Here is a 20,949-nt window from a genome sequence, read left to right as displayed (position 1 = left end):
CCCTCATTTGCCGGCCTCAGCGGGACGGAATGAGCCAACCCTTGGCTGGATTTCCCCCCTCCGGGGGAACCTCCCGCCGCTGTTATTCGTGCACTGAGGGGGCACACTAAGGGGGAATACGACCCATGTCCCGCTTTCTGAAACCGCCGGACTTGGGCAGCCGCTGAAAGGTGTAGGGGCTTCATGGACGCCATGGACAAGGATCGCGACATCCCGCAGCGCGCGGTTCGCCCGCTGTGGACAGAGGAGCCGGCCCGAAGGCGCCGGCTCCCCGATCCGGTCCGTACGGCGGCGGTGCGCGCGGTCATCATCGTCGCGGTGACCTTGGTGCAGGCGATGATCGCGGTGCTGAGCGCGCTGGCCGACTCGTGGCTGGCGTTCCCCTCGGTGCTGACCACGGTGGGCAGCACGGTTCTGGCCACCTGGGGCGTGCTGGACGTATGGGTGACGCGGCAGGTGTGGAACCAGCGTTACGGGGTGGTGTCCCGGCCCAGCAGCACCGCGCGGCAGCTGCGCAGGCAGCGCCGCCGGGCCCGCAAGGCGGGGCCGGTCGGCGCGCCCCCGCGGTCCGCGGAGCGCGGACCTGCGCGAGGGGCGGCGGCGTGACGGGCTGGGGCGGTTGACGGTGCCCGCGCCGGGCGGGGGCGTGCGCACCGGCCGCGAGCTCCCCGACGACAGCCGCAAGCCCCGCTGTCTCCGTAGGCCCCCGGCTCTGCCTCCGTACGCCCCCGCGGCCCCGGCTAGTCGGCCGGGGCCTCCGCCGGGTCCGGGGCGTCCGGGCGGCGGTACATACGGGTCGCCGTGATCTGCCCGTGCACCTGGCCGTCCTCCGGGTCCCGCTCGGGCAGCCCCGGCCGCAGATGCTCCTCGACGCTGATGTACTTCAGCCCCGCGCGCAGATCCGCGTCATTGCGCAACCGGATGACCAGCGGGAACTCGGCCAGCGCCGTCGTGTCGAACAGGCCCGTGGTGTAGAGCAGCTGCACGCCCAGCGCATCCGACACCGCCCGCTGAAGCTCCAGCAGATACGTCGCGTTGGCGCGCCCGATGGGGTTGTCGAGGAACAGCGTGCCCGCATGGCGGTGCCGGTCCCGGCCCCGGTCGTTGGAGCGCAGCGCCGCCATCGTGCAGTACAGGGCGATGGCCGCGGTCAGCAGCTGCCCGCCGGAGAAGACATCGCCCATCTGCCCGACCGGCACCCGCTCGGCGCGCAGCACCGCGTCCGGCTTGAGGATCTCCACGGCCACGCCCCGCGGCAGGAGCGCCGCGTGCACCCCGCGCAGCAGCAGCGACATGCCGTCACGGCGCAGGTCGGAGTTCTTCCGCACGGCGGAGCGGGTCGCCTCGTCGATGACCTCGCCAAGCCGCTCGGCGAGCGTCGCCTGGTCCGGGTCCTCGAAGCGGATCCGCAGGAACTCCTGCCCCGACCACTCCCCGAGCCCTTCGGGCAACCGGGAGAGCCGCTGGGCCGAGCGCAGCGTCGCCAGCGACGACTCGACCAGGCCGCGCAGCCGGTCCACGATGCTGTCCCGGTTGCGCTCCAGCTGGGCCAGCTCGTCGGTCAGCACCCGCAGCCGGGGCGCGAACGCCTCGGCCCAGGCCGCGGCGTGCTCCGGCAGGGCGGACGCGGGCAGCTCGCGGATCTGCTGCCGGGCGGGGGTGCGCACCTGCTCGTAACGGTTCGCGTTGGCATGCCGTACGAGCACATCGCTCGCCTCCCGGACGGCGGCCTCGGCCGCCGACAGGTCACCCGCGCAGCCGCGCAGCGAGCGGCGGGTCTCGGCGGCCGCCTGCCGGGCCTCCGCGAGGCTCCCGGCGTACGCCTCGGGCTGCTCGGGTGTTCCGTCGACGGCCGCGTCCTGGTGGTCGCGGAGCAGGTCCCGCAGCAGCGCGGCGGTCTCCTCGAAGCCGCCCGCCGCGTCCTCGGCGGCGCGGTGGGCGCGCAGCAGCTCGCTGTGGGTGGTGCGGGCGGTCTCCAGCGCGTCCGCACGGGTGCTGAGTTCGGCGTTCGCCGAGCGCAGCAGCTCCTTGGCCTGCTCGGCGTCCTGCGGGACCATCCCATCCGGCAGCTCGGTGTGCGCCTCGCCGTCCGCGGGCGCCAGCCGCTCCGCCTCGCCGCGCAACCGGCCCAGCTGCTCGCTCGCCGCCGACGCGCGCGTCTCCATCATGTGCACCAGCGACTCGGCGCGGGCCGCGGCCGCCTGGCGGGACGGGCCGTCCGCGCCGTCCGTGCTCTCCAGGAGCTGGGCGGCGCGGGTGCGGACCTTGTTGGTGAGCCGGTCCAGGGTGGCCAGCGCGGCGCTCTCGTCGCTCTCCGCACGGGCCTGTTCGGCGCGCAGATCGGCGCCGACGCCGACCTTCTCGTACACCTGTGAGGCCGCGCGATACGCCTCGCGGAGGGCGGGCAGCGAGGCGGTGGGCGGTGCGCCGTCCGCCACGTCGTCGGGCGCGCCCGCGATCTCGGCGCGCTCGGCGCGCAGCGCGCGGGCGGTGCGGTGCGCGTCGTCGGCCGCGCGCTGGGCGGCGCGCCGGTCCTCGTCCGCCGCGCGCGCCCGGTCCACACACGCGGCGGCCCGCTCCTCGTACTCCGCGGCCTCGTCCGCCAGTTCGCGCAGCCTGGTCTGCCAGGCGGCGCGCTCCCGCAGCCGGAACGCGAGCCCCGCCAGCGCGTCGGCGGCGCGGCGGGCCCGCTGCGCCGCCTCCTGCCGCTCATCGCGCACCCGGGCCGCCTCGCCGGCCGCCTCGTCCGCCTCCACCCTCGCCGTACGGGCCTCCGCCAGCTCCCGCTGCGCCTCCTCGGCCGCCTCACGAGCCGCCTCGGCCGCCTCCGCCAGCTCCGCGAGTCGCCCGGGCGGGCATCCCGTACGCCACGCCGACAGCCGCGCCGCCAGCGCCCGGTCCCCCGCCAGCCGGGCCGCGAGCGCCCGGATCTCCTCGTCCCGCGCGGTGGCCCGCGCGCGCAACTCCCGCCGCTCGTCGTCGGCGGCCCGCTCGTCGTGCATCGCCGGGTTCGGCGGCACCAGGAACACGCCGCTGTCCTGCGCCCCGGGCGGCGGCGTCGGCGCGAGCAGCGCGGCCGCCGTCCCGACGGCCACGGCGGAGCGCGGCAGCAGCGACGCCGTGCCGAGCACCTCGCGCGCCCGCGCGTGGGTGTCGGGGTCGGTGATGACCACCCCGTCGACCAACTCCGGCCGTGCGGCCAGCACCGCGGCGTGGTCGACGGGGTCCACGGCCTGCGCCAGATACCGCCAGCCGGGCAGCGCGGGGATGCCGTGCTCGCCCAGGTACTCCACCGCGGCCAGCACATCGGGGCTGGGCGGCAGCAGCCCTCCGTCGCCGAGCGCGCCGAGAATCCGCGCGTCGTCGGCCGCGGCCGTGCGCAGATCGAAGAGCTGCCGCTCGGCGGAGGCGACGCTCTCGTCAAGCAACTCCCGCAGCGCGTCGGCGTTCCGGTCCAGTTCCTCAGCGCTCAGCGGCCCCTCTTCGCGGGCCCGCTCGGCGACGCCACCCGCCGGCCGCGCGGCACCGTCGCCCCCACCGTCCCGCCGCCCGCCGGCCACGCCCCGGCGCACGGCGGCCTTGTCGGCCGAGCCTTCGCCGCCACGGGCCGAGTCCTCGCCTCCGTGGGCCGCGTCCTCCTGCCGCCCCTCGGCTCGCCCGTCCGCGGTGGCGCCCCGGTGTGCGGCGGCCCTGAGGGTGCTCCCGCCACCGGCCGTGTCCCCGGCCCCGCGCCCTGCGCCGCCCGTAGCGGCCTCGGTACCGCGAGCCGCACCATCTGTCGGGCCTTCAGCCTGCGCTCCGGCATCACCGGTCAGCCACTCGGGCTCGGCACCCGCACCGTCCGTCGCGCCCCCAGCGCCGGCACGTGCGGTGCCGGCCGCGCCACCGTTGCCGTCCTCGGCCCCACGAGTCACGCCCCCGGGCGCATCGGCTGCGCCGCGAGCCGTGGTGCCCCTTGCCGCGCTGTCGGCCGGGGCGGCGTCGCCCACTCCGGGGTCCCAGCAGTCCTCGGCCTCGTCGGCGGTCCGGGTGCTGTCGTCGGGGTCGCCGGCCGGCGGGGCGTACGGGGTGTCGGCCGCTTGCGTGTCGGACTCCGTCTCGTCCACGTGGGCGGAGACGCGGCCGGGCGGGCGGGCGTCAGCGGGCAGCGAGCGGGCGGAGGTAGCGGGCGCGGAGTGCGGCTGCTCCAGTTCGTCGACGCGCGTCGTCACCCGCCCGGGCGAGCCGGCCTCGGCCGCCAGCGGCCGCCCGGCGCGCGGGGCGGGAACGGACGGGGTGGCCGGGGTGGCGGTGGGGAGGCCGAGGAGTTCGACGATGCGCTGTTCGGAGCCCAGGGACTCCGCCGCGCGACGCTCCGCGTCGTACGCAGCCACCGCCGCGCTGGACGCGTCGGCCGCGCGGGCGGCGGCGAGTTCGGTGCGGGAGTGCTCGGCGGCGGCCTCCTTGGCGGCGTCCGCGGTGCGGCGGGCCGCCTCGCGGGCGGCGTCCCAGGCGGCGACGGCGGTCTTCTCGGCGTCGCTGGCGGCGAGAGCGGCGCGGGCCGGGTCGGCGTCCGGGGCGGAGTCGTCGAGCCAGCCGGCGCGCACCGCCTCGGCGGTCTCCTGCTCGACCTCCACGAGCCGCTGCCGCAGGTGCTCGGTCTCGCTGCGGGCGCGCTGGGCGGCGGTGGCGGCGGCCGTGGCGTCGCGGTGTGCGGCCTCTCCCGTCTCCTGGAGCGCGGCGGAGCGCTCCTCCTCCTCGTTGGCCAGCCGCTCGCCGTCCTCGGCCGCCGCGTGCAGGGTCCGTACGAGGTCGGCGGCGGCCTTGGCGCGGGCGGCCAGCGCGGGGGCGGCGTCCCGCTCGGCCTCGCGGATCGCGGCGGCGACGCGCGCCGAGCGGTCGGCGGCGGCGCGGTGGCGCAGCACCGTCTCGGCGGCCTGCCATGCGGAGTGCAGGGTGCGGGCGTCGTTGACCTCGCGCCGCTGCGCTGCCGCGCCCTTTTCCGCGGCGGCGAGCGCCAATGAAGCGTGCCGGTAGGCGAGTTCCGCGGCGACCAGGGAGCTGCGGCCGCGCGCACCCTCCGCCTCGGTGACGGCGTGGGCCGCGGTGGCGACCTGCTGGGCGAGCTCGGCGGCGCGCTCGCGCTCCTCGGCGCCGCGCCCCGACAGCCGCCGGGCGAGCGTACGGGTGCGGCGCTCGGCGCCCGCGTGCACCCCGCGGGCCTGCTCACGCCGCTCCGCGGCGTCGGCGATGCGGGACAGCAGGTCGAGTGAGCCGGCCGTGAAGTCGCGCTCGGCCGTCAGCTCCGCGCGGCGGCCGAGCTTGTGGGCGAAGCCGTGCACGAGGTCGGCGAGCCCGTCCGTATCGCGGGTGTCGGTGACGGCGCGCAGCAGCAGATCGGTGAAGTCGGAGTCGTTCTTGACCGCGAACAGGCCGGCGGCCTCGCCCTCGTCGGCGTTCATCTCCCGCTGGTAGCGGAAGAGTTCGGGGTCGAGTCCGAGCTCGCCGAGGTGTTCGTTCCAGCGCTCGTGGATCTCCACCCAGGTCACGTCGAGGTGCGGATAGGCCTTGTCCGCCTCGGTGATGGCGTCGCGGAAGCCCTTCATGGTGCGGCGGCGGCCGCGGGCCGTGGAGGCGCCCTCGACGAGGGGCCGCACGGCCGCGGACTCGGCGACCGGCAGGGAGTCCAGGCTCAGACCCGGCCCAGGGCGGAAGGAGTACCACGCCTCGGCGAACTTCCGCGGGTCGTTGGACACCTGGCGGCCGCGCCATTCGCTGACCTTGCCGACGACGACCGTCTCACCGGTGACCGTGTGCTGCCACTCCAGCGCGACGTGCCCGCAGTCGTCGGCGAGCAGGAACTTGCGCAGCACGCCGGAGCTGGCGCCGCCCAGCGTGTTGCGGTGGCCGGGCAGCATCACCGAGAAGATCAGCTTGAGCAGGACGGACTTGCCGCCGCCGTTCTCCAGGAAGAGCACGCCGGCGGGCGCGGGACGCCGCGGCGGGCCGACGGGCTCCTCCTCGAAGAACTCCGCCTGGGTGGGGGCGGGGCTGGGCACCGGCTCGCCGACTCCGCGCAGGTCCAGCACGGTGTCGGCATAGCGCGCACCGGCCGGCCCGATGGAGTAGAGGCGGACCCGGGACAGCTCGTACATGGCGGCGGACTCTCGTTGTCGTGAAGGGGGGAGGGTCGGATCGGAGAGGGAAGGTCGAAAAGGGGCGGTCGAAAAGGGGCGGTCGGGTGGTGGCTGGTCAGGGCGTGTGGAAGGGCAGACCCGCGTCGGCGACCAGCTCCAGGTCGTCGCTGTCGTCCGGCGGCAACAGCGTCGCGCTGCCGTCGCTCATGGGCACGACGCCCAGTTCGAGCAGTTCGGCCATGGCGGCGCTGCCCGCCATGTCGCGTACCTGAAGCTGGTAGCGGGCGGTCGTTCGGTACGCGCCTCCGGCGTCGTCCCCGGTGCGCTGGAGAAATCCGGAGTCGACGAGGAAGGCGACGGCCTTGCCGACGATGCCGGTCGTCGAACCGGCGAGCCGCCGCGCGTCCTTCGTGGCACCGGTGGCGCTGCGCCGCGCGTACACCCGCCAGGCTGCCTCCAGGCCGGGCGCGTCAGTGGCCGGGTCGGTGTTCTCCCCTTCCTCCTCGGCGCGCTCCTCCAGACGGCGGCACGCCTGCCGTACGAAGGCGTCGATGCCGTTGACCGTGACCCGGCCGATGTAGCCGTCGTCGGCAAGGTCCTCGGGGCGCGGGAAGGCCATGGCCGCTACGGCGAGATGGGCGAGGCCGTGCAGGAAACGGTCGGCGGAGTCGGTGGAGGCCCGGCGGGCGTAGTCGCCCATACGGACGGCGAAGACGGAGTCCTCCGCGGCGGCCACGGCCATCCCGGCCCGGGTGGAGACCTCGAGCACGATCAGGCCGAGCCCGGCGGCCACGGCGTCGGCCAGCCGCGCGAACGCCGGGTCGTCGCGGTGGCGGCGCAGCAGCTCGGCGTACTCGACGTCACGGGCGGGCAGCAGCTTCGGCTGCAGCCCGAAGGCGACCAGACGCGCCGCGTCGGCCGCGTCGGCGGGCGTGAGCGGAGCGGCGCCTTCCGCCGCGCCCGACGCTCCCGCCGTGCCCGCGCCCAAAACGCCCGATGCGCCCAGCGCGCTCTGCACCGAGGACGTCAGCTCCGGCTGCGCGCCGTCTGTGGGGTCGTACTCGCTCACGGGTGAAGCTCCTTGTGGGCCGCGGCCTGGTCAGAGCCGCGGGTCGCGGTGGATCCGGTGGCGCCGGCGTGCGCCGTCTGGGTCGCTCGCCGAAGCGGAAGCCGAAGCGGTGGAGGGTGCTGCCCGGCGCGGCGAGCGGCCGCCCTGCGGCAGGCCCCCGCGCCGCCGCCCGCTCGCGCGCATGCGCGCGGCGGCACCGGGGAGGGCCCCGGAGGTGCGGCGGAACAGGCGGGCAGCCACGCACCCAGCGCCTCCGGCGCCCGGCCGGTCACCGGACCGGGGCGCCCCGAGCACGGCGCCGAACCGCACCGTCGCGGTCCGGCCCCGCGGACGTACGGCGCCTCGCCCCGCCGTACGGCGCACCCGCCGCGGCACCGCGCCGCCCCACGACAGGGGCAGGGTGCCGCCCCATGGCAGAGCGCCGCCCCAAAGCACCGCACCGCACCGCGGCGTGGCACTGCCCCTCGCCGTGGCACCGCCCCACGGCGCGGCGCCGCTACCACCGGTCCGCCGCATCGGCACGACGCGGGCGTTACGCCACCTCCGCCGCGCCGGCACAACGCGCGCACTACGCCACCTCCGCGCGGTCCGCCGCCATTCCGGCCGCGTCCAGCAGCGCCATGCCCAGTATCAGGTCGGCACCGCCGAACTCCGGGTCGTCCAGCTCGGTGCCGTCGTCGACGGCGAACAGCAGCCGCTCCTCGCCCTGGCGGTAGGCGGTGCCGACGGGCGGGCTCGCGGCGTGGACGGCCAGCAGGGCGATGAGGTAGGGGAGTTCGGGGTCGCGGTGGCGGGCCTCGGCCAGCAGGCCGGAGAGCCGGCGGGGGGCGTCGGCCGGGAGATCGAGCAGCTGCATGGCGACCGCCAGCTGCTCCTCGCTGAAGCGGCTGTCGTCGGGGGTGGCGATCAGGTCGGGCTCGGGCATCTCCGCGCCCAGGTGCTCGCGCTCCACGGGCGGGGTCAGCAGCATGTCCACAAGGTCGCCGACGCGCACGGACGTCGGGGTGCGATACCCCGTGCCGCGGGCGAAGAAGGCGTCGGTGACGCGGAGGGCGCGGTCCACGGGGAGCGGCAGCAGGGGCGCGAGGAGCTGCCCGTACAGGTCGAGTCCGGCGTGCGCGGCCGGGGTGGCGAAGGCCTGGCGGTCCTGCTCGGCGCGGAACAGCGGCCCGGCCTCCAGCAGCCGGGACTGCAGCTGGGTGTGGCGGCGGATGCAGTCCTTGACTATGTCGACGAGCTCGGCGGCGCGCCGTTTGTTCTCGGCGCTCTCCGCCTCGTCGCGGGCCTTGCGGATGTTGGTCAGGATCGCGTTCTCATGGCGGTAGCGGTCGGCGACGTGGTCCAGGGCCTCGCTGATCAGGTCGGGGACCGTGCGCAGCCAGTCGACCGCGCGCACATTGCGCCGGGTGGCGTCGAGGGTGCGGCGCAGCGTCTCGGAGTACTGCACGGTGCGGTAGCGGGCCTGTTCGGCGGCGAGTTGGGCGTCGGCCAGGCGGCCGCGGCTGATCAGCACCTCCAGCTTCACCTCGGCGGCGATCTGGGCGCTGGTGACGTCCGTGTCGAGCGCGCCGACCAGGACGTTGACCGCTTCGTCGGTGGTGCGCAGATAGACGCTGCCGCCGGGCCCCGGCACCTCCTCGACCAGCTTGAAGTCGTAGTCACGGCGGACATAGACGCCGTCGGGGCCGAACGTGCCGTAGACGGCGCGGAAGCCGCGGTCCACACTGCCGACGTTGATCAGGTTTTCCAGCACCCAGCGGGCGACGCGCTCATGCTCAGCGGTGGGCCGGTCCGGGGCCTGCGCGCCGACGCGGGGCAGCAGCCTGGCCACTATCTGCTCGTGATCGGCGCCGGTGTCGAAGTCCATGTTGAGCGTGACCAGGTCGATCGCGGAGAGGGCGACCTCCGCCATCGCGTACACCGAGTACTCGCCCGCGAGGCTGCCCTTGCGCGCGTCGAGGTCGTGCAGCGGCGCGGTGCAGGCGAGCGCGCGCAGCCGCCGGGCCAGGCCCTCGTCTGCGGCCGGACCCGGGGCCGGGCGTGCGGCCCCGGCGTACCCGTTGAGCTGGGGCGCGGCGGCTCCAGGCGGTGGAGAAGTCACGTCCCACAGATTAGGCGCTCGCACCGACAACGGACGAAACGGCGCGGAGCGGCCGGGCACGCGGACGGATCCATCAGTCTACGACGCCTCCGGAGCCGCTGCGCGGACCCCGGACGGCCACTGCGCGGACCTGCCTTCGTCAGCCGCCAACTGTCTGCTCTGTGCGGCCCCCGGCCCCGTCAGCCGCCGGGCGGGCACTCCTCCAGGGCGAGTGCCGCGAAGGTGGCGAGCCAGTGGTCGCCGGTGAAGTCTCCGGAGACCACGTACGGCAGTCCGGCGGCGAGGTGGTCCTCGGCCGCCGAGGTCAGGACGGGGCCGCGCGGATCGCCCTCGGGCAGCGCCGCGGCGATACGGCGCAGCGCGGCCGCCCTGCTGAGCGAGAGCCCGATGAGATGGCCGATCTGCGGGTCGGTGGGGTCGGAGACGACCGGCGGGGTGAGCAGCGGGGCCGGAGCGCCGCGTTCGAGGCCGGGCAGGAAGCCGTCCAGCCAGCCGGCGAACCTGGCCCGAGGAAGCACCCGGCCGACCGCTTCGGCTTCGGTCAAGGCGGGTGAGAGGAAGTCCTGTCCTGAGGGCTCCCAGTGGGCCGGGGCGTCGTGGTCGTCGCCGAACCAGCGGACGACCGCCGCCGCGACCGGCTCGGCGAGTGCCGCCCGCCCGGCCGCAGCGGCGCTGTCGAGGATCAGGCCGAGGGCGAAGGCGCTGTTGGTGTGGACGCCGTGCCGGACCGGGTAGGTGGCCCGCCGCAGCCAGTCGTACAGCAGCGTCTCCACGGCGGCGGCCGCCGGCTCCAGCGCCGCCGCCCAACCGCTGCCCGCCGGTCCCAGGGCCCGGCATTCGGCGGTCAGCGCCAGCAGCCAGGCCCAGCCATAGGGACGCTCGAAGGACGGACGGGCGCGCAGATAGTCCGCCTCGGCCGCCAGGTGCGCGGCCGTGAGGTGCTTGTCCAGCACCCCGGTCACCTCCTCGGCGCGGACCCGGTCGGGGCAGCGGCGCAGCAGCCGGACCAGCAGCCAGTGCATATGCACCGAGGAGTGCCAGTCGTACGAGCCGTAGAAGGCGGGGTGGTGGTGACGCGGCGGCACCAGGTCCTCGGGGCCGCGCAGCAGATGGGCCGGGGCGTACGGGTAGGGCCGGGTGACGTTGGCCGTGGCCACGGCTGCGAACCGGTCGGCGAGTTGGGCGAGTTCGGTGCGTTCCGGGGACGCCGCGGTCCGGGGTGGCGTCGTATCGGGTCGGCCGCTGCTCAATGGGTGGCTCCCTCGGCGACTCGGAGGTCTTCGCGGGTGGTCACGGCCGCGGTGATGACCGCCCGCAGCGCCTGCGCCACCGTGTCGATGGGCAGGGAGGGTTCGGCCCGGTCCACGACCTGCTCGGGGGCGTACGGGACATGCACGAATCCGCCGCGCAGGGCGGGCCTGCGGGTGGCTATCAGGTGGGCGAGCCCGTAGAAGACGTGGTTGCACACGAAGGTGCCGGCCGTCTGGGACACGGAGGCGGGAATTCCGGCCGCCCGCACCGCCGCGACGCATGCCTTGACGGGCAGGGCGGCGAAGTAGGCGGCGGGGCCGTCCGCGACGACCGGCTCGTCGACGGGCTGCCGTCCGGCGTTGTCGGGGATACGGGCGTCGTCCACATTGATGGCGACGCGTTCCACGCTGATGCCGGTGCGGCCCCCGGCCTGCCCCACGCACAGCACCAGATCGGGGTCGGCCTGCTCCACCGCCACGGCCAGCTCGTCGAGCGCCGTGCCGAAGACACAGCTCAGCCGGGCGGCGGTGACCTGGACGCCGGGCGGGGGTCCGGCGGCGACCAGCGAGACGGCCTGCCAGGAGGGGTTGACGGCTTCGCCGCCGAAGGGTTCGAAGCCGGTGAGGAGCACGCGGGTCGCGGAAGTCTCGGGGCGCACGGGGATCGCGGCGGGCACGGGAATCACGGGGGTCCTTGGGGTCCCAGGAGCGGTCACTGACGTCACACGGGCCCCCTCAGAAGGCGAAGAGCGAGATGATGACGATGTTGCAGACCAGCAGCGCCCCGGCGGTGGGGATCTGGGCCTTGATGGGCCCGTACTGGTCCTTGAGTTCGAGCAGCGCGGCGGGCACGAGGTTGAAATTGGCGGCCATAGGGGTCACGAGAGTCCCGCAGAAGCCGGCCAGCATCCCGACGGCGAGGACGACCGCCGGTTCGCCGTGCATCTGCTGAATGAGCACGGGCCAGCCGATGGCGGCGGTCATCACCGGGAACGCGGCGAAGGCGTTGCCCATGATCGTGGTGAACAGGGCCATGCCGACGCAGTAGACGGCCACGGCGACGTACTTCTGGCCGTCCGGCAGCAGCTGTTCGGTGATCTTGCCGACCTGGGTGCCGACCCCGGCCACCTGGAAGATCGAGCCGAGTACGGCCAGCAGCTGGGGCAGCAGCAGCGCCCAGCCCATGGACTCCAGCAGGCCGCGTCCGGCGTGCAGCGGAACGGCGGGGTTGCGCTCGCGGACCACGAGCATGGCGACCACGAGACCGGCGATGGCGCCGAAGCCGAGGCCGAGTACGGTCTCGCTGCCCGGCTCCAGGACCGGTTCGCCGCCGATGCGCCAGTGCTTGAGGGCGGAGGCGCAGACCACCGCGACGATCGGGATGGTGAGGGCGGGGACGAAAAGTTTGCCGCGCAGCCGTGCCGCGAGCGCGGTGCGCTGTTCGGCGGTGGTGGTGCGCGGGGTGCCGCGCCCGGTGAGGCCAAAGCCGGCCAGGCAGACCATGACCAGCACGGCGAGGCCCAGCGGTTCGGCCGGGACCTGCTTCTTCACCACCCAGGTGCTGTAGAAGAAGCATCCGCCCAGCAGGCCCCAGAAGGCCGCGGAGCCAAGGCGCTTGGGGTTGCTGCGGTCGACCGCCATCTGTGCGGCCATGGCGAGGAAGACGGCGCCGACGAGCCAGTAGAACCACTCGACCTTGATCACTTGGCATCCTCCGAGGTGCGGTCGCCGGCCTGGGCCGAGCGGGAGCCCGCGGCCGCCAGGTCGCGGTCCAGGGTGCGGTCCAGGCGCAGCAGCCGGGCGCCGTGGATGAGGAAGGCGCATACGGCGGTGGGGATCGCCCACAGCGCCAGTTGCAGGGGCTCCAGGTGGGTGTCGTAGGTGGTGTTGACGAAGCCGGTGATCAGCAGGATCGAGCCGATGGCGAGAAAGCAGTCCTCGCCGAAGAAGAGGCCGACGGTGTCGGCGCTCGATGCGTACGAGCGGACGCGCTCGCGCACCTGCTCGGGCAGCGGGCCGTGGCGGCGCTCGGCGGCCCCCTCGGCCATCGGCGCGACCATGGGCCGCACGCTCTGTGCCGGTCCGCCGATGCTGGTGAGGCCGAAGGCCGCGGTGAGTTGACGGAGCCCCAGGTAGAGGGCGAGGAAGCGGCCGGCGGTGAGTTTGCCGAGCCGGCCGATGAGAACGCGGGCCTGCTCCTGGAGGCCGTTGCGCTCCAGGAGGCCGATGACCGGGAGGGTGATGACGAAGATCGTCACCGAGCGGCTGGAGGCGAAGCCGTTGCCGAAGGCCGCGAGGACTTCTTGTGGCGAGAGCTTGCCCAGCAGCCCGGTGACGATGCCGGCGACTCCCACCACCAGCAACGGGTTGCGTCGGGTGGCGAATCCGAGGACCACCACCAGGACGCCGAGGAGAACGATCATGTCCCGCCTTCCGTGCGCAGGACCTCACGAGCGACGCCGTGAGGAAGAATGCACCGGAGGCTAGGCGATCGTTGAACGATCCGACAAGACTTCGATATGCAGTTGTTTCTCGGCCTGAGGATCGTTTACGACTCGGAAACCCGCTGGGCGTAGGCGTCGGCCAATTGGAGCCGGGAGTCCTCGAGGTAGGAGGCGAGCAGCCGCTCGCCCTCAACGGCGTCCCCGGACTGCAGCACCTCCAGGATGTGCCGATTACGGACCAGATACGGCGCATGGAAGCGTCGTGGGTCGTCCATGACGTGGAAGACCAGCCGGAGTTCGGCCAGCACGCCCCGCATCAGCTCATCGGCTCGCGGGCTGCCCGCGAGCGCCACGATCCCCTGGTGGAAGCGGATATTGGCGGTGGACAGGTCCTGCCAGGCCCGCACCTGCGCGGCACACTCCCCGGCCAGGACGGCCGACTCGACGGCCTCCAGCGGGTACGGCGGCTTCCCGAGGCCGCGTACGGCGCCGCACTCCACCAGCGTGCGCACGCGGTAGATGTCGTTGAGGTCGTCCACCGTGACGACGCGCACGAACACGCCGCGGTTGAGCTTGTGCACCAGCAGCCGCTCGTGCGTGAGCAGCCGGAACGCCTCCCTGAGGGTGTTGCGCGAGACGCCGAGCGCCCCTTTGACGCTGTCCTCGGACAGCCGGGTGCCGGGCGGGAAGAACCCTTCGGCGATGCGGTCGCGCAGGACGTCCGCGACGCGCTCGGCGGTGCTCGTCCGCCCCAGCAGTGCGCGGTCGCCCTCCAACTCGGCCAGTGAGGACGCCTCCGCGATCCGCCGATCCGCCCCGTTTGTCACTCTTGCTCCCCTTTTTGGGTTATTCACCGCTTCTGAATGCCCTATGGCGAGAAGTCAATCCCAGAACCCCTCTCGGAACAACATTCATCTTGTCGGATCGTTCAACGATCGCTTAGGTTGTCATGTCATGGCGGACCTCACCATCGACCTCAACGCCGACCTCGGCGAGGGCTTCGGACGCTGGCGGCTCACCGATGACGACGCCCTGCTGTCCGTCGTCACCAGCGCCAACGTCGCCTGCGGCTTTCACGCCGGCGACCCCTCGACCATGCGCCGGGTGTGCGAGCTGGCCGCCGAGCGCGGTGTGCGCATCGGGGCGCAGGTCTCGTACCGGGATCTGGCGGGCTTCGGCCGCCGCACCATGGACGTACCGCCGCGTGAGCTGACCGACGAGATCGCCTATCAGATCGGCGCCCTGCGGGTGTTCGCGCGCTCGGCGGGGTCGGACGTGGTCTACGTCAAGCCGCACGGCGCGCTGTACAACCGCTGCGTACACGATCAGGCCCAGGCCGCCGCGGTCGTCGAGGGCATACGGCTGGCCGCCGACGCCCCGCTGCCCGTCCTGGGGCTGCCCGGCTCCCGGCTGCACGAGGCGGCCGACGCGGGCGGACTGCCCGTCGTAGGCGAAGGGTTCGCCGACCGCGCGTACACCGCGGCCGGGACGCTGGTCCCCCGCGGCGAGCCCGGCGCGGTCGTCCCCGACCCGGGCACCATCGTCAAGCGCTCCCTCGCCTTCGCCCGCGACAAGTCGGTGACCTCGATCGACGGCCGGCCGGTCGAGGTGGACATACGTTCCCTGTGCGTACACGGCGACACCCCCGGGGCGGCCGATATCGCCCGCCGGGTCCGGGCCGAACTGAAGGGTGCCGGCGTGCGCGTGGAGCCGTTCGCATGACCGGCGGCTCCGGCGGGCGCATCCGCGTGCGCGGCCTGCCGGTCGGGGACCACGCGCTGCTGCTGGAAGTGGACACCGGCGAGGCCGCCCTGGCCCTCCACGCCGAGCTGCTGCGCCGCTCCGAGGCCCGGACGCTGCCCGCGGTACGGGAGATCGTGCCCGCGGCGCGCACCGTACTCCTGGACGGGGTGGCCGATCCGCGCCGCCTGGCGGCCGAGGTGGCCCGGTGGGACATCCCCCCGCCGGCCGGCGGCTACGACGCCACCGTCGATATCGCGGTGCGCTACGACGGCCCGGACCTGGCCGATGTCGCCGAGCTGTGGGGGGTCGCCCCGCACGAGGTCGCGCGCATCCACGCGGACACCGAATTCCGGGTCGCCTTCTGCGGTTTCGCCCCCGGCTTCGGCTATCTGACCGGCCTGCCGGAGCACCGCCACGTACCGCGCCGCGCCACCCCGAGGACCAGGGTCCCGGTCGGCTCGGTCGCCCTCGCGGGCCCGTACACCGGCGTCTACCCGCGCTCCTCCCCCGGCGGCTGGCAGCTGATCGGCACCACCGACGCGGTGCTGTGGGACACCGCGCGCACCCCGGCCGCGCTCCTGGCCCCCGGAACCCGCGTCCGCTTCGTACCGGAGCGATCCGCCAAAGAAGCAGAGGAAGCGGAACAACACATAGGGGCAGGGAAACAGCCCACAGGGGACCAGCCCGCAGGGAAAGAGACCTCCGCATGACGGACAGCGCCTTCGCGGTGGTGCGGGCCGGCGCGCTGACCACCGTCCAGGACCTCGGCCGGGTCGGCCACGCCCACCTCGGCGTACCTCGCTCCGGGGCGCTCGACGAGCCCGCCCTGCGGCTCGCCAACCGCCTGGTGGGCAACCCCGAAGGGGCCGCGGCCCTGGAGACCACGCTCACCGGCTGCGCCGTACGGCTGCGCCGCGCCGCGACGGTGGCGGTCACCGGCGCGCCCTGCCCGGTCACCGTGGACGGCCGCCCCGCCGCATGGGGCGCGCCCGTGCGAGTGCGCACGGGCGCACTGGTGGAGGTCGCCGCGGCGGCCCATGGTGTGCGCAGCTATGTGGCGTTCGGCGGCGGCGTGGAGGCCGAGCAGGTGCTCGGCAGCCGCTCCACGGATCTGCTCTCCGGCCTCGGCCCGCCCCCGCTCGCCGACGGCGCGGTGCTGCGGCTGGGCGCGCCGTACGGTCCGGCGCCCGCCGTGGACGCGGCGCCCTGCCCGGGGCCGCCGCGCGAACTCGTCCTGCCGGTCGCGCTCGGCCCGCGCGACGACTGGTTCACCCCCCGGGCGCTGCGCGCCCTGGCGACCGGCGAGTTCCGGGTGTCGGCCGCGAGCAACCGCATCGGGCTGCGCACCGAGGGGCCCTCGCTGGAGCGCGCGAGGGACGGCGAACTGCCCAGCGAGGGCATGGTCCTGGGCGCGCTGCAGGTCCCGCCGGACGGCCGCCCGGTGCTGTTCCTGGCCGACCATCCCACGACCGGCGGCTACCCCGTCGTCGGCGTCGTCCCCGAGGGCCGTCTCGCCGCGGCCGCCCAGGCCGTCCCGGGCACGGTGGTGCGCTTCGTGCCACGCCGGGCCCGGTAGCCACCCGCGCTGAACAGGGCCTGCTAGAGGAGGCCCACCGTACGGCCGAGGGTCGCCACGGCTTGGCCGAAGAACTCCTCGCGCGCCTCGACGACGCCCTTGAACTGGCCGAAGAGCTCAAAGCTGACCAGGCCGAACAGCTGCGCCCAAGCCGCGATGAACCGCGCGAGCGCCGCGTCGGGCAGCTCGATCCCCAGGGTCCCGGCCAGAGCTCGCACATCTCCCCGCACCGCTTCGGGCACCCCGGCGTCCCCGGGGACGCGCAACGTACCCGCGGCGTGGGCGTCGCCCACGATGGCGAGCAGGGCGAGGCCCACGCGGGAGGCGGGTACGACGGTGGTCTGGGGCGCGGAGTAGCCGGGCACCGGGGAGCCGTAGATCAGCGCGTACTCGTGCGGATGGGCCAGCGCCCACTCCCGTACGGCCTGGCAGACCGCGCTCCACCGCTCGACGGGCTCCTGGCCGTCCGCCTTCGCCAGGGCCGCTTCCGCGGCGGCGCCGAGGGCGTCGTACGCGTCCACGATGAGCGCGGTCAGCAGCTCGTCGCGGCTCGGGAAGTAGCGGTAGAGGGCGGACGAGACCATGCCTAGCTCGCGGGCGACGGCGCGCAGCGACAGCTTGGCCGCGCCCTCGCGGGCGAGCTGGCGGCGCGCCTCTTCCTTGATGGCGGCGGTCACTTCGGTACGGGCCCGTTCCCTGGCCCCTCGGATCGCACTCATGGCAGCCAGTCTCTCATCCGGACGGAGCACCGGCCAACAACGAGAGCAGTGCTCTTGCGGCGGCACGCCGATTCATGCACACTGATCTCAAGCGAGAGCACCGCTCTCGAAATGGAGCACAGCGAGCACAGGAGGACACCATGTCGGAGCACCACATCAAGCCCAGCCGGTTCGACGGCGCCATGAACGCCACCATCACCTGGCTCGCCCGGCGCGGGGTGAGCTTCTTCGGCACCGCCGAACTGTCCGTCGTCGGCCGGAAGTCCGGCGAATGGCGTCGTGTGCCGGTCAACCCGCTGTCGCTGAACAGCGAGCGCTATCTGGTCTCCCCCCGCGGCGCCTCCCAGTGGGTGCGCAACATGCGGGCGGCGGGCGGCGGGCGACTGCGTCTCGGACGCCGCGAGCACACCTTCACCGCCACCGAGCTGCCGGAGGGCGCGGAGAAGACCGAGGCGCTGCGCGCCTACCTCGACCGCTGGGGCTGGGAGGTGAAGAGCTTCTTCGACGGGGTGACCGCGAAGTCCTCGGACGATGAACTGGCGCGGATCTCCCCGCTCCACCCGGTCTTCCGCATCACCACCGACGACGCCTCCACCGCCACCTCCGCCGAGCCCCCGGCCGCCAAGGCGTGAAGCGGCGGCCGGCGGAAGGCATCGGGGCCGCCCGGGCGGCGGGCCGGCCGTGCAACAGACCGGCCCCGTGCCGCTACCGGCGGTCGAACGCGGTCAGCGCCCGCCGGGCCGCCGGATGGGTGCGGACGATCTCGGCGAGAGTCGTCGTACCGCGCGTGATCTTCGTAAACGCCCGCCACGCCGGCCTGAAGCCCGTGAGCGCCGCGTGGAACATTCCGGGGCGGCGCGCGAACACCGAGTACAGCCGCCGCCCGACCCCCATCTCCACCCCGAGCCCCGCCTTGATCGCGAAGGCGTAGTTCAGCGCCTGGCGCCTGGCGTCGACCGCGTCATGGGCCTCGGCGATCCGTACCGCCCACTCCCCCGCGAGCCGCCCCGAGCGCAGCGCGAAGGAGATGCCCTCCCGGGTCCACGGCTCCAGCAGCCCCGCCGCATCCCCGCACACCAGCACCCGGCCGCGCGACAGCGGAGAGTCGTCGGAGCGGCAGCGGGTCAGATGACCTGAGGAGATACGCGGCTCGAACCCGGCGAGCCCGAGCCGGGCGATGAAGTCCTCGAGATAACGCTTGGTCCCGGCGCCCTCGCCGCGGGCCGAGATCACCCCGACCGTCAGCGTGTCGCCCTTGGGGAAGACCCAGCCGTAACTGCCCGGCAGCGGGCCCCAGTCGATGAGCACCCGGCCCGACCAGTCCTCCGCCACGGTCGGCGGCACCGGAATCTCCGCCTCCAGACCGAGGTCGACCTGGTCGAGCTTGACCCCGACGTGGGCGCCTATCCGGCTGGCGCTGCCGTCCGCGCCGACCACGGCCCGGGCCAGCACGGTCTCGCCGTCCGAGAGCACCACGGCCACGGTGCGCCGGTCGGGCACGGACGGGCCGTGCTGCTCGACACGCGCCACCGCGGTGCCGGTACGCACCTGAGCGCCCGCGTCCTTGGCCGCCTCGACCAGCCCGGCGTCGAACTCTGGCCGGTTGATCAGCCCGAACAGAGCCTGCTTGGAGCGGCGGGTACGGGTCAGCTTGCCGTTCAGCGAGAACGTCACGGCGTGTACGCGCTCACGCAGCGGGAGTTCGAAGCCGGGCGGCAGCGCATCGCGCGTGGGGCCGATGATGCCGCCGCCGCACGTCTTGTAGCGCGGCAGCTCGGCCTTCTCCAGCAGCAGCACCCGGCGGCCCGCACAGGCGGCGGCGTAGGCGGCGGAGGCACCCGCCGGGCCCGCCCCCACCACCACGACGTCCCATACCGACTCGTCCGCCGGCTCCGCCGGGGAGGCCCCGTTCCGGGCCGCGTTGTCGCTGCTCACGTGTGCTTCCGCTCCCACTCGACCGACCTGATCGCCCTGCGCCACCACCGCCGCGGGCCACCGTGGCATCCTACGGCTCACCAGGGTGTGACCCCGCTGTGGGATGATCAGCAGCACAACTATCAAGTCGTACAGTCGTACATCCGTGCCATCGCGCGCATCCCACAGGAGCGTCCCCACATGGAGCAGGCACCTCACGCCCGACCCGACGGCCCCGCGGCCACCGCCCCGGCCGACCGCCGGGCCATCGCCGCCACCGTCGCCGCGCTGCAGCCCCGCGCCAAGGCCGAACTGTCCGAGCTCGTGGCCTTCAAATCGGTCGCGGACCCGGCGCAGTTCCCCAAGAGCGAATGCGAGGCCGCCGCGCGATGGGTCGCCGACGCGCTGCGCGCCGAGGGGTTCACGGATGTGGCGCTGCTGGACACCCCCGACGGCACCGAGTCGGTCTACGGCTTTCTGCCCGGCCCGTCCGGGGCCCCGACGGTACTGCTCTACGCGCATTACGACGTCCAGCCGCCGCTGGACGAGGCCGCCTGGATCTCCCCGCCCTTCGAGCTGACCGAGCGCGACGGGCGCTGGTACGGGCGCGGCGCCGCCGACTGCAAAGGTGGCTTGATCATGCACCTCACCGCGCTGCGCGCGCTGGGGCAGCACGGCGGGATCCCGGTGAACGTCAAGGTCATCGTCGAGGGCTCGGAGGAGCAGGGCACGGGGGGCCTGGAGCGCTACGCGGAGGCGCACCCCGAGCTGCTGACCGCCGACGCGATCGTCATCGGCGACACCGGCAACTTCCGCTGCGGGCTGCCGACGGTCACCGCGATGCTGCGCGGCATGGCGCTGCTGCGGGTCCGGGTGGACACCCTGGAAGGCAATCTGCACTCCGGCCAGTTCGGCGGCGCCGCCCCGGACGCGCTCGCCGCGCTGATCCGCATCCTGGACTCGCTGCGGGCCGAGGACGGCTCCACGACCGTCCAGGGTCTGGCGGCCGACGAGACCTGGGACGGACTCCAGTATCCGGACGACGACTTCCGCAAGGATGCCAAGGTGCTGGACGGGGTCGAGCTGATCGGCTCGGGCACGGTCGCCGACCGCGTCTGGGCCCGCCCCGCGGTCACCGTCCTGGGCATCGACTCCCCTCCGGTCGTCGGCGCCACCCCGTCGGTGCAGGCGAGCGCGCGGGCGGCGGTGAGCCTGCGGGTGCCGCCGGGCGTGGACGCGGGCCAGGCGGCCGAACTGCTCACCGCCCACCTGCAGTCCGCCGCGCCCTGGGGCGCGCGGGTCGCCGTCGAACAGGTCGGCCAGGGCCAGCCGTTCCGCGCGGACACCGCCAGCCCCGCGTACACGGCGATGGGTCGGGCCCTGAGCGAGGCGTACGACGGTCAGGAGATGGCGATCGCGGGCGCGGGCGGCTCGATCCCGCTGTGCAACACGCTCGCCTCGCTCTACCCGGAGGCGGAGATCCTGCTGATCGGGCTGAGCGAGCCGGACGCGCAGATCCACGCCGTCAACGAGAGCGTTTCACCGGAGGAGCTGGAACGGCTCTCGCTCGCGGAGGCGCTGTTCCTGCGCTCTTACGCGGACGAGGCCGCGAATACGCCGGCCGCCCCGACGCGATAGCCGCTGCGCGGGGCGTCGCCGTCTGGTGTCTGGCGTCTGCTGAGCGGGCGTCACGCCCCGCGGGGCATGGCGCCCGCTGATGCCGCCCGGCCGGTCCGGCCGGTCCGGTCGGGCGCGGTGCCCGGCCGGGCCGGTTCCGGCGGCCGGGCTGAGAAAGGGCCGGAACAGCTTGGGGCCGCGGTCCCGGCGGCCCCAAGCCCGCACCCGAAGCGCGACCGACCCTGGCCCCGGCCGCCGTCGGCCGCAGACCTGAACCGGGGCCGAGAACCCCGGCCAGGACAGGCCGGGGCAGCCCGGCGCAGACCGAGCCGACCAGGCCGGTCCCGGCGGCCGGGCCGGAACAGGTCGGAGCAATTCGGGGCCGCAGCCCCGGCGGCCC

At 74.5% G+C, this 20,949-nt stretch carries 16 protein-coding genes; 6 read left to right on the top strand and 10 right to left on the bottom strand.

All coding sequences use genetic code 11. From position 1 onward, the window contains the following. Positions 1 to 183 precede the first annotated feature (183 nt). Positions 184 to 606 carry a hypothetical protein gene (locus ACFV2X_RS09150; RefSeq protein WP_385613421.1) on the top strand — a complete coding sequence of 141 codons (423 nt, stop codon included), beginning with the start codon at positions 184 to 186 and terminating at the stop codon, positions 604 to 606. A gap of 134 nt (positions 607 to 740) precedes the next feature. Here the strand turns inward: ACFV2X_RS09150 and ACFV2X_RS09145 are convergent, their stop codons facing one another. The 8 genes from ACFV2X_RS09145 to ACFV2X_RS09110 all read right to left on the bottom strand — a co-directional run bounded on the left by ACFV2X_RS09145 (position 741) and on the right by ACFV2X_RS09110 (position 13,807). Next, complete coding sequence (locus ACFV2X_RS09145; RefSeq protein WP_385613419.1) at positions 741 to 6,134, bottom strand: hypothetical protein; 5,394 nt, start codon at positions 6,132 to 6,134, stop codon at positions 741 to 743. Between the two features lie 97 nt (positions 6,135 to 6,231). After that, positions 6,232 to 7,104: a hypothetical protein gene (locus ACFV2X_RS09140; protein ID WP_385613489.1), complete on the bottom strand. Its 873-nt coding sequence runs from the start codon at positions 7,102 to 7,104 to the stop codon at positions 6,232 to 6,234. Positions 7,105 to 7,753: 649 nt separating this feature from the next. Continuing rightward, complete coding sequence (locus ACFV2X_RS09135) at positions 7,754 to 9,286, bottom strand: hypothetical protein (RefSeq protein WP_385613417.1); 1,533 nt, start codon at positions 9,284 to 9,286, stop codon at positions 7,754 to 7,756. Positions 9,287 to 9,465: 179 nt separating this feature from the next. After that, complete coding sequence (locus tag ACFV2X_RS09130) at positions 9,466 to 10,443, bottom strand: DUF2891 domain-containing protein (protein WP_385613487.1); 978 nt, start codon at positions 10,441 to 10,443, stop codon at positions 9,466 to 9,468. An 89-nt stretch (positions 10,444 to 10,532) separates the two neighbouring features. Beyond that, complete coding sequence (gene pcp / locus ACFV2X_RS09125) at positions 10,533 to 11,213, bottom strand: pyroglutamyl-peptidase I (protein ID WP_385613484.1); 681 nt, start codon at positions 11,211 to 11,213, stop codon at positions 10,533 to 10,535. A gap of 58 nt (positions 11,214 to 11,271) precedes the next feature. Next, positions 11,272 to 12,240 carry a DUF979 domain-containing protein gene (locus ACFV2X_RS09120; RefSeq protein WP_385613414.1) on the bottom strand — a complete coding sequence of 323 codons (969 nt, stop codon included), beginning with the start codon at positions 12,238 to 12,240 and terminating at the stop codon, positions 11,272 to 11,274. Beyond that, positions 12,237 to 12,959, bottom strand: a complete 723-nt coding sequence (locus ACFV2X_RS09115) for a DUF969 domain-containing protein (protein ID WP_385613411.1) — start codon at positions 12,957 to 12,959, stop codon at positions 12,237 to 12,239. The genes ACFV2X_RS09120 and ACFV2X_RS09115 overlap by 4 nt, the downstream gene beginning before the upstream one ends. A gap of 125 nt (positions 12,960 to 13,084) precedes the next feature. Then, positions 13,085 to 13,807 carry a GntR family transcriptional regulator gene (locus ACFV2X_RS09110; RefSeq protein WP_385613409.1) on the bottom strand — a complete coding sequence of 241 codons (723 nt, stop codon included), beginning with the start codon at positions 13,805 to 13,807 and terminating at the stop codon, positions 13,085 to 13,087. Between the two features lie 127 nt (positions 13,808 to 13,934). Between ACFV2X_RS09110 and ACFV2X_RS09105 the strand changes: the two genes are divergently transcribed. From ACFV2X_RS09105 to ACFV2X_RS09095, 3 genes are read left to right on the top strand one after another with little or no spacing between them, the layout of a single operon-like run. Continuing rightward, the gene (locus tag ACFV2X_RS09105; RefSeq protein WP_385613406.1) at positions 13,935 to 14,702 is read left to right on the top strand and encodes a LamB/YcsF family protein; all 768 of its coding nucleotides are present in this window, start codon (positions 13,935 to 13,937) and stop codon (positions 14,700 to 14,702) included. Next, positions 14,699 to 15,433 carry an allophanate hydrolase subunit 1 gene (locus ACFV2X_RS09100; protein WP_385613404.1) on the top strand — a complete coding sequence of 245 codons (735 nt, stop codon included), beginning with the start codon at positions 14,699 to 14,701 and terminating at the stop codon, positions 15,431 to 15,433. The genes ACFV2X_RS09105 and ACFV2X_RS09100 overlap by 4 nt, the downstream gene beginning before the upstream one ends. Further along, positions 15,430 to 16,299: a biotin-dependent carboxyltransferase family protein gene (locus ACFV2X_RS09095; protein ID WP_385613401.1), complete on the top strand. Its 870-nt coding sequence runs from the start codon at positions 15,430 to 15,432 to the stop codon at positions 16,297 to 16,299. The genes ACFV2X_RS09100 and ACFV2X_RS09095 overlap by 4 nt, the downstream gene beginning before the upstream one ends. Positions 16,300 to 16,322: 23 nt before the next feature. Here ACFV2X_RS09095 and ACFV2X_RS09090 read toward each other — a convergent pair whose 3' ends face one another. Then, positions 16,323 to 17,018 (bottom strand): TetR/AcrR family transcriptional regulator, encoded by a 696-nt coding sequence (locus tag ACFV2X_RS09090; RefSeq protein WP_385613399.1) that lies wholly within the window; start codon positions 17,016 to 17,018, stop codon positions 16,323 to 16,325. A 140-nt stretch (positions 17,019 to 17,158) separates the two neighbouring features. Between ACFV2X_RS09090 and ACFV2X_RS09085 the strand changes: the two genes are divergently transcribed. Continuing rightward, positions 17,159 to 17,650 carry a nitroreductase family deazaflavin-dependent oxidoreductase gene (locus tag ACFV2X_RS09085; RefSeq protein WP_385613396.1) on the top strand — a complete coding sequence of 164 codons (492 nt, stop codon included), beginning with the start codon at positions 17,159 to 17,161 and terminating at the stop codon, positions 17,648 to 17,650. A 73-nt stretch (positions 17,651 to 17,723) separates the two neighbouring features. Here the strand turns inward: ACFV2X_RS09085 and ACFV2X_RS09080 are convergent, their stop codons facing one another. Next, positions 17,724 to 18,953 carry a geranylgeranyl reductase family protein gene (locus ACFV2X_RS09080; RefSeq protein ID WP_358640100.1) on the bottom strand — a complete coding sequence of 410 codons (1,230 nt, stop codon included), beginning with the start codon at positions 18,951 to 18,953 and terminating at the stop codon, positions 17,724 to 17,726. Positions 18,954 to 19,133: 180 nt separating this feature from the next. Between ACFV2X_RS09080 and ACFV2X_RS09075 the strand changes: the two genes are divergently transcribed. Further along, entirely contained in the window at positions 19,134 to 20,570 is a 1,437-nt protein-coding gene (locus tag ACFV2X_RS09075) for a dipeptidase (protein WP_385613392.1), read from the top strand. Positions 20,571 to 20,949 lie beyond the last annotated feature (379 nt).

The organism is Streptomyces sp. NPDC059679 (assembly GCF_042734105.1).
Classification (GTDB): domain Bacteria; phylum Actinomycetota; class Actinomycetes; order Streptomycetales; family Streptomycetaceae; genus Streptomyces.
This window is presented reverse-complemented; position numbering and strand designations above follow the sequence as displayed.

Excerpts from the sequence above, each read along its gene's own strand:
- ACFV2X_RS09150 (WP_385613421.1), top strand. The coding sequence starts at position 184 with ATGGACGCCATGGACAAGGATCGCGACATCCCGCAGCGCGCGGTTCGC.
- ACFV2X_RS09145 (WP_385613419.1), bottom strand. The coding sequence starts at position 6,134 with ATGTACGAGCTGTCCCGGGTCCGCCTCTACTCCATCGGGCCGGCCGGT.
- ACFV2X_RS09115 (WP_385613411.1), bottom strand. The coding sequence starts at position 12,959 with ATGATCGTTCTCCTCGGCGTCCTGGTGGTGGTCCTCGGATTCGCCACC.
- ACFV2X_RS09105 (WP_385613406.1), top strand. The coding sequence starts at position 13,935 with ATGGCGGACCTCACCATCGACCTCAACGCCGACCTCGGCGAGGGCTTC.
- ACFV2X_RS09100 (WP_385613404.1), top strand. The coding sequence starts at position 14,699 with ATGACCGGCGGCTCCGGCGGGCGCATCCGCGTGCGCGGCCTGCCGGTC.
- ACFV2X_RS09095 (WP_385613401.1), top strand. The coding sequence starts at position 15,430 with ATGACGGACAGCGCCTTCGCGGTGGTGCGGGCCGGCGCGCTGACCACC.
- ACFV2X_RS09090 (WP_385613399.1), bottom strand. The coding sequence starts at position 17,018 with ATGAGTGCGATCCGAGGGGCCAGGGAACGGGCCCGTACCGAAGTGACC.
- ACFV2X_RS09085 (WP_385613396.1), top strand. The coding sequence starts at position 17,159 with ATGTCGGAGCACCACATCAAGCCCAGCCGGTTCGACGGCGCCATGAAC.
- ACFV2X_RS09075 (WP_385613392.1), top strand. The coding sequence starts at position 19,134 with ATGGAGCAGGCACCTCACGCCCGACCCGACGGCCCCGCGGCCACCGCC.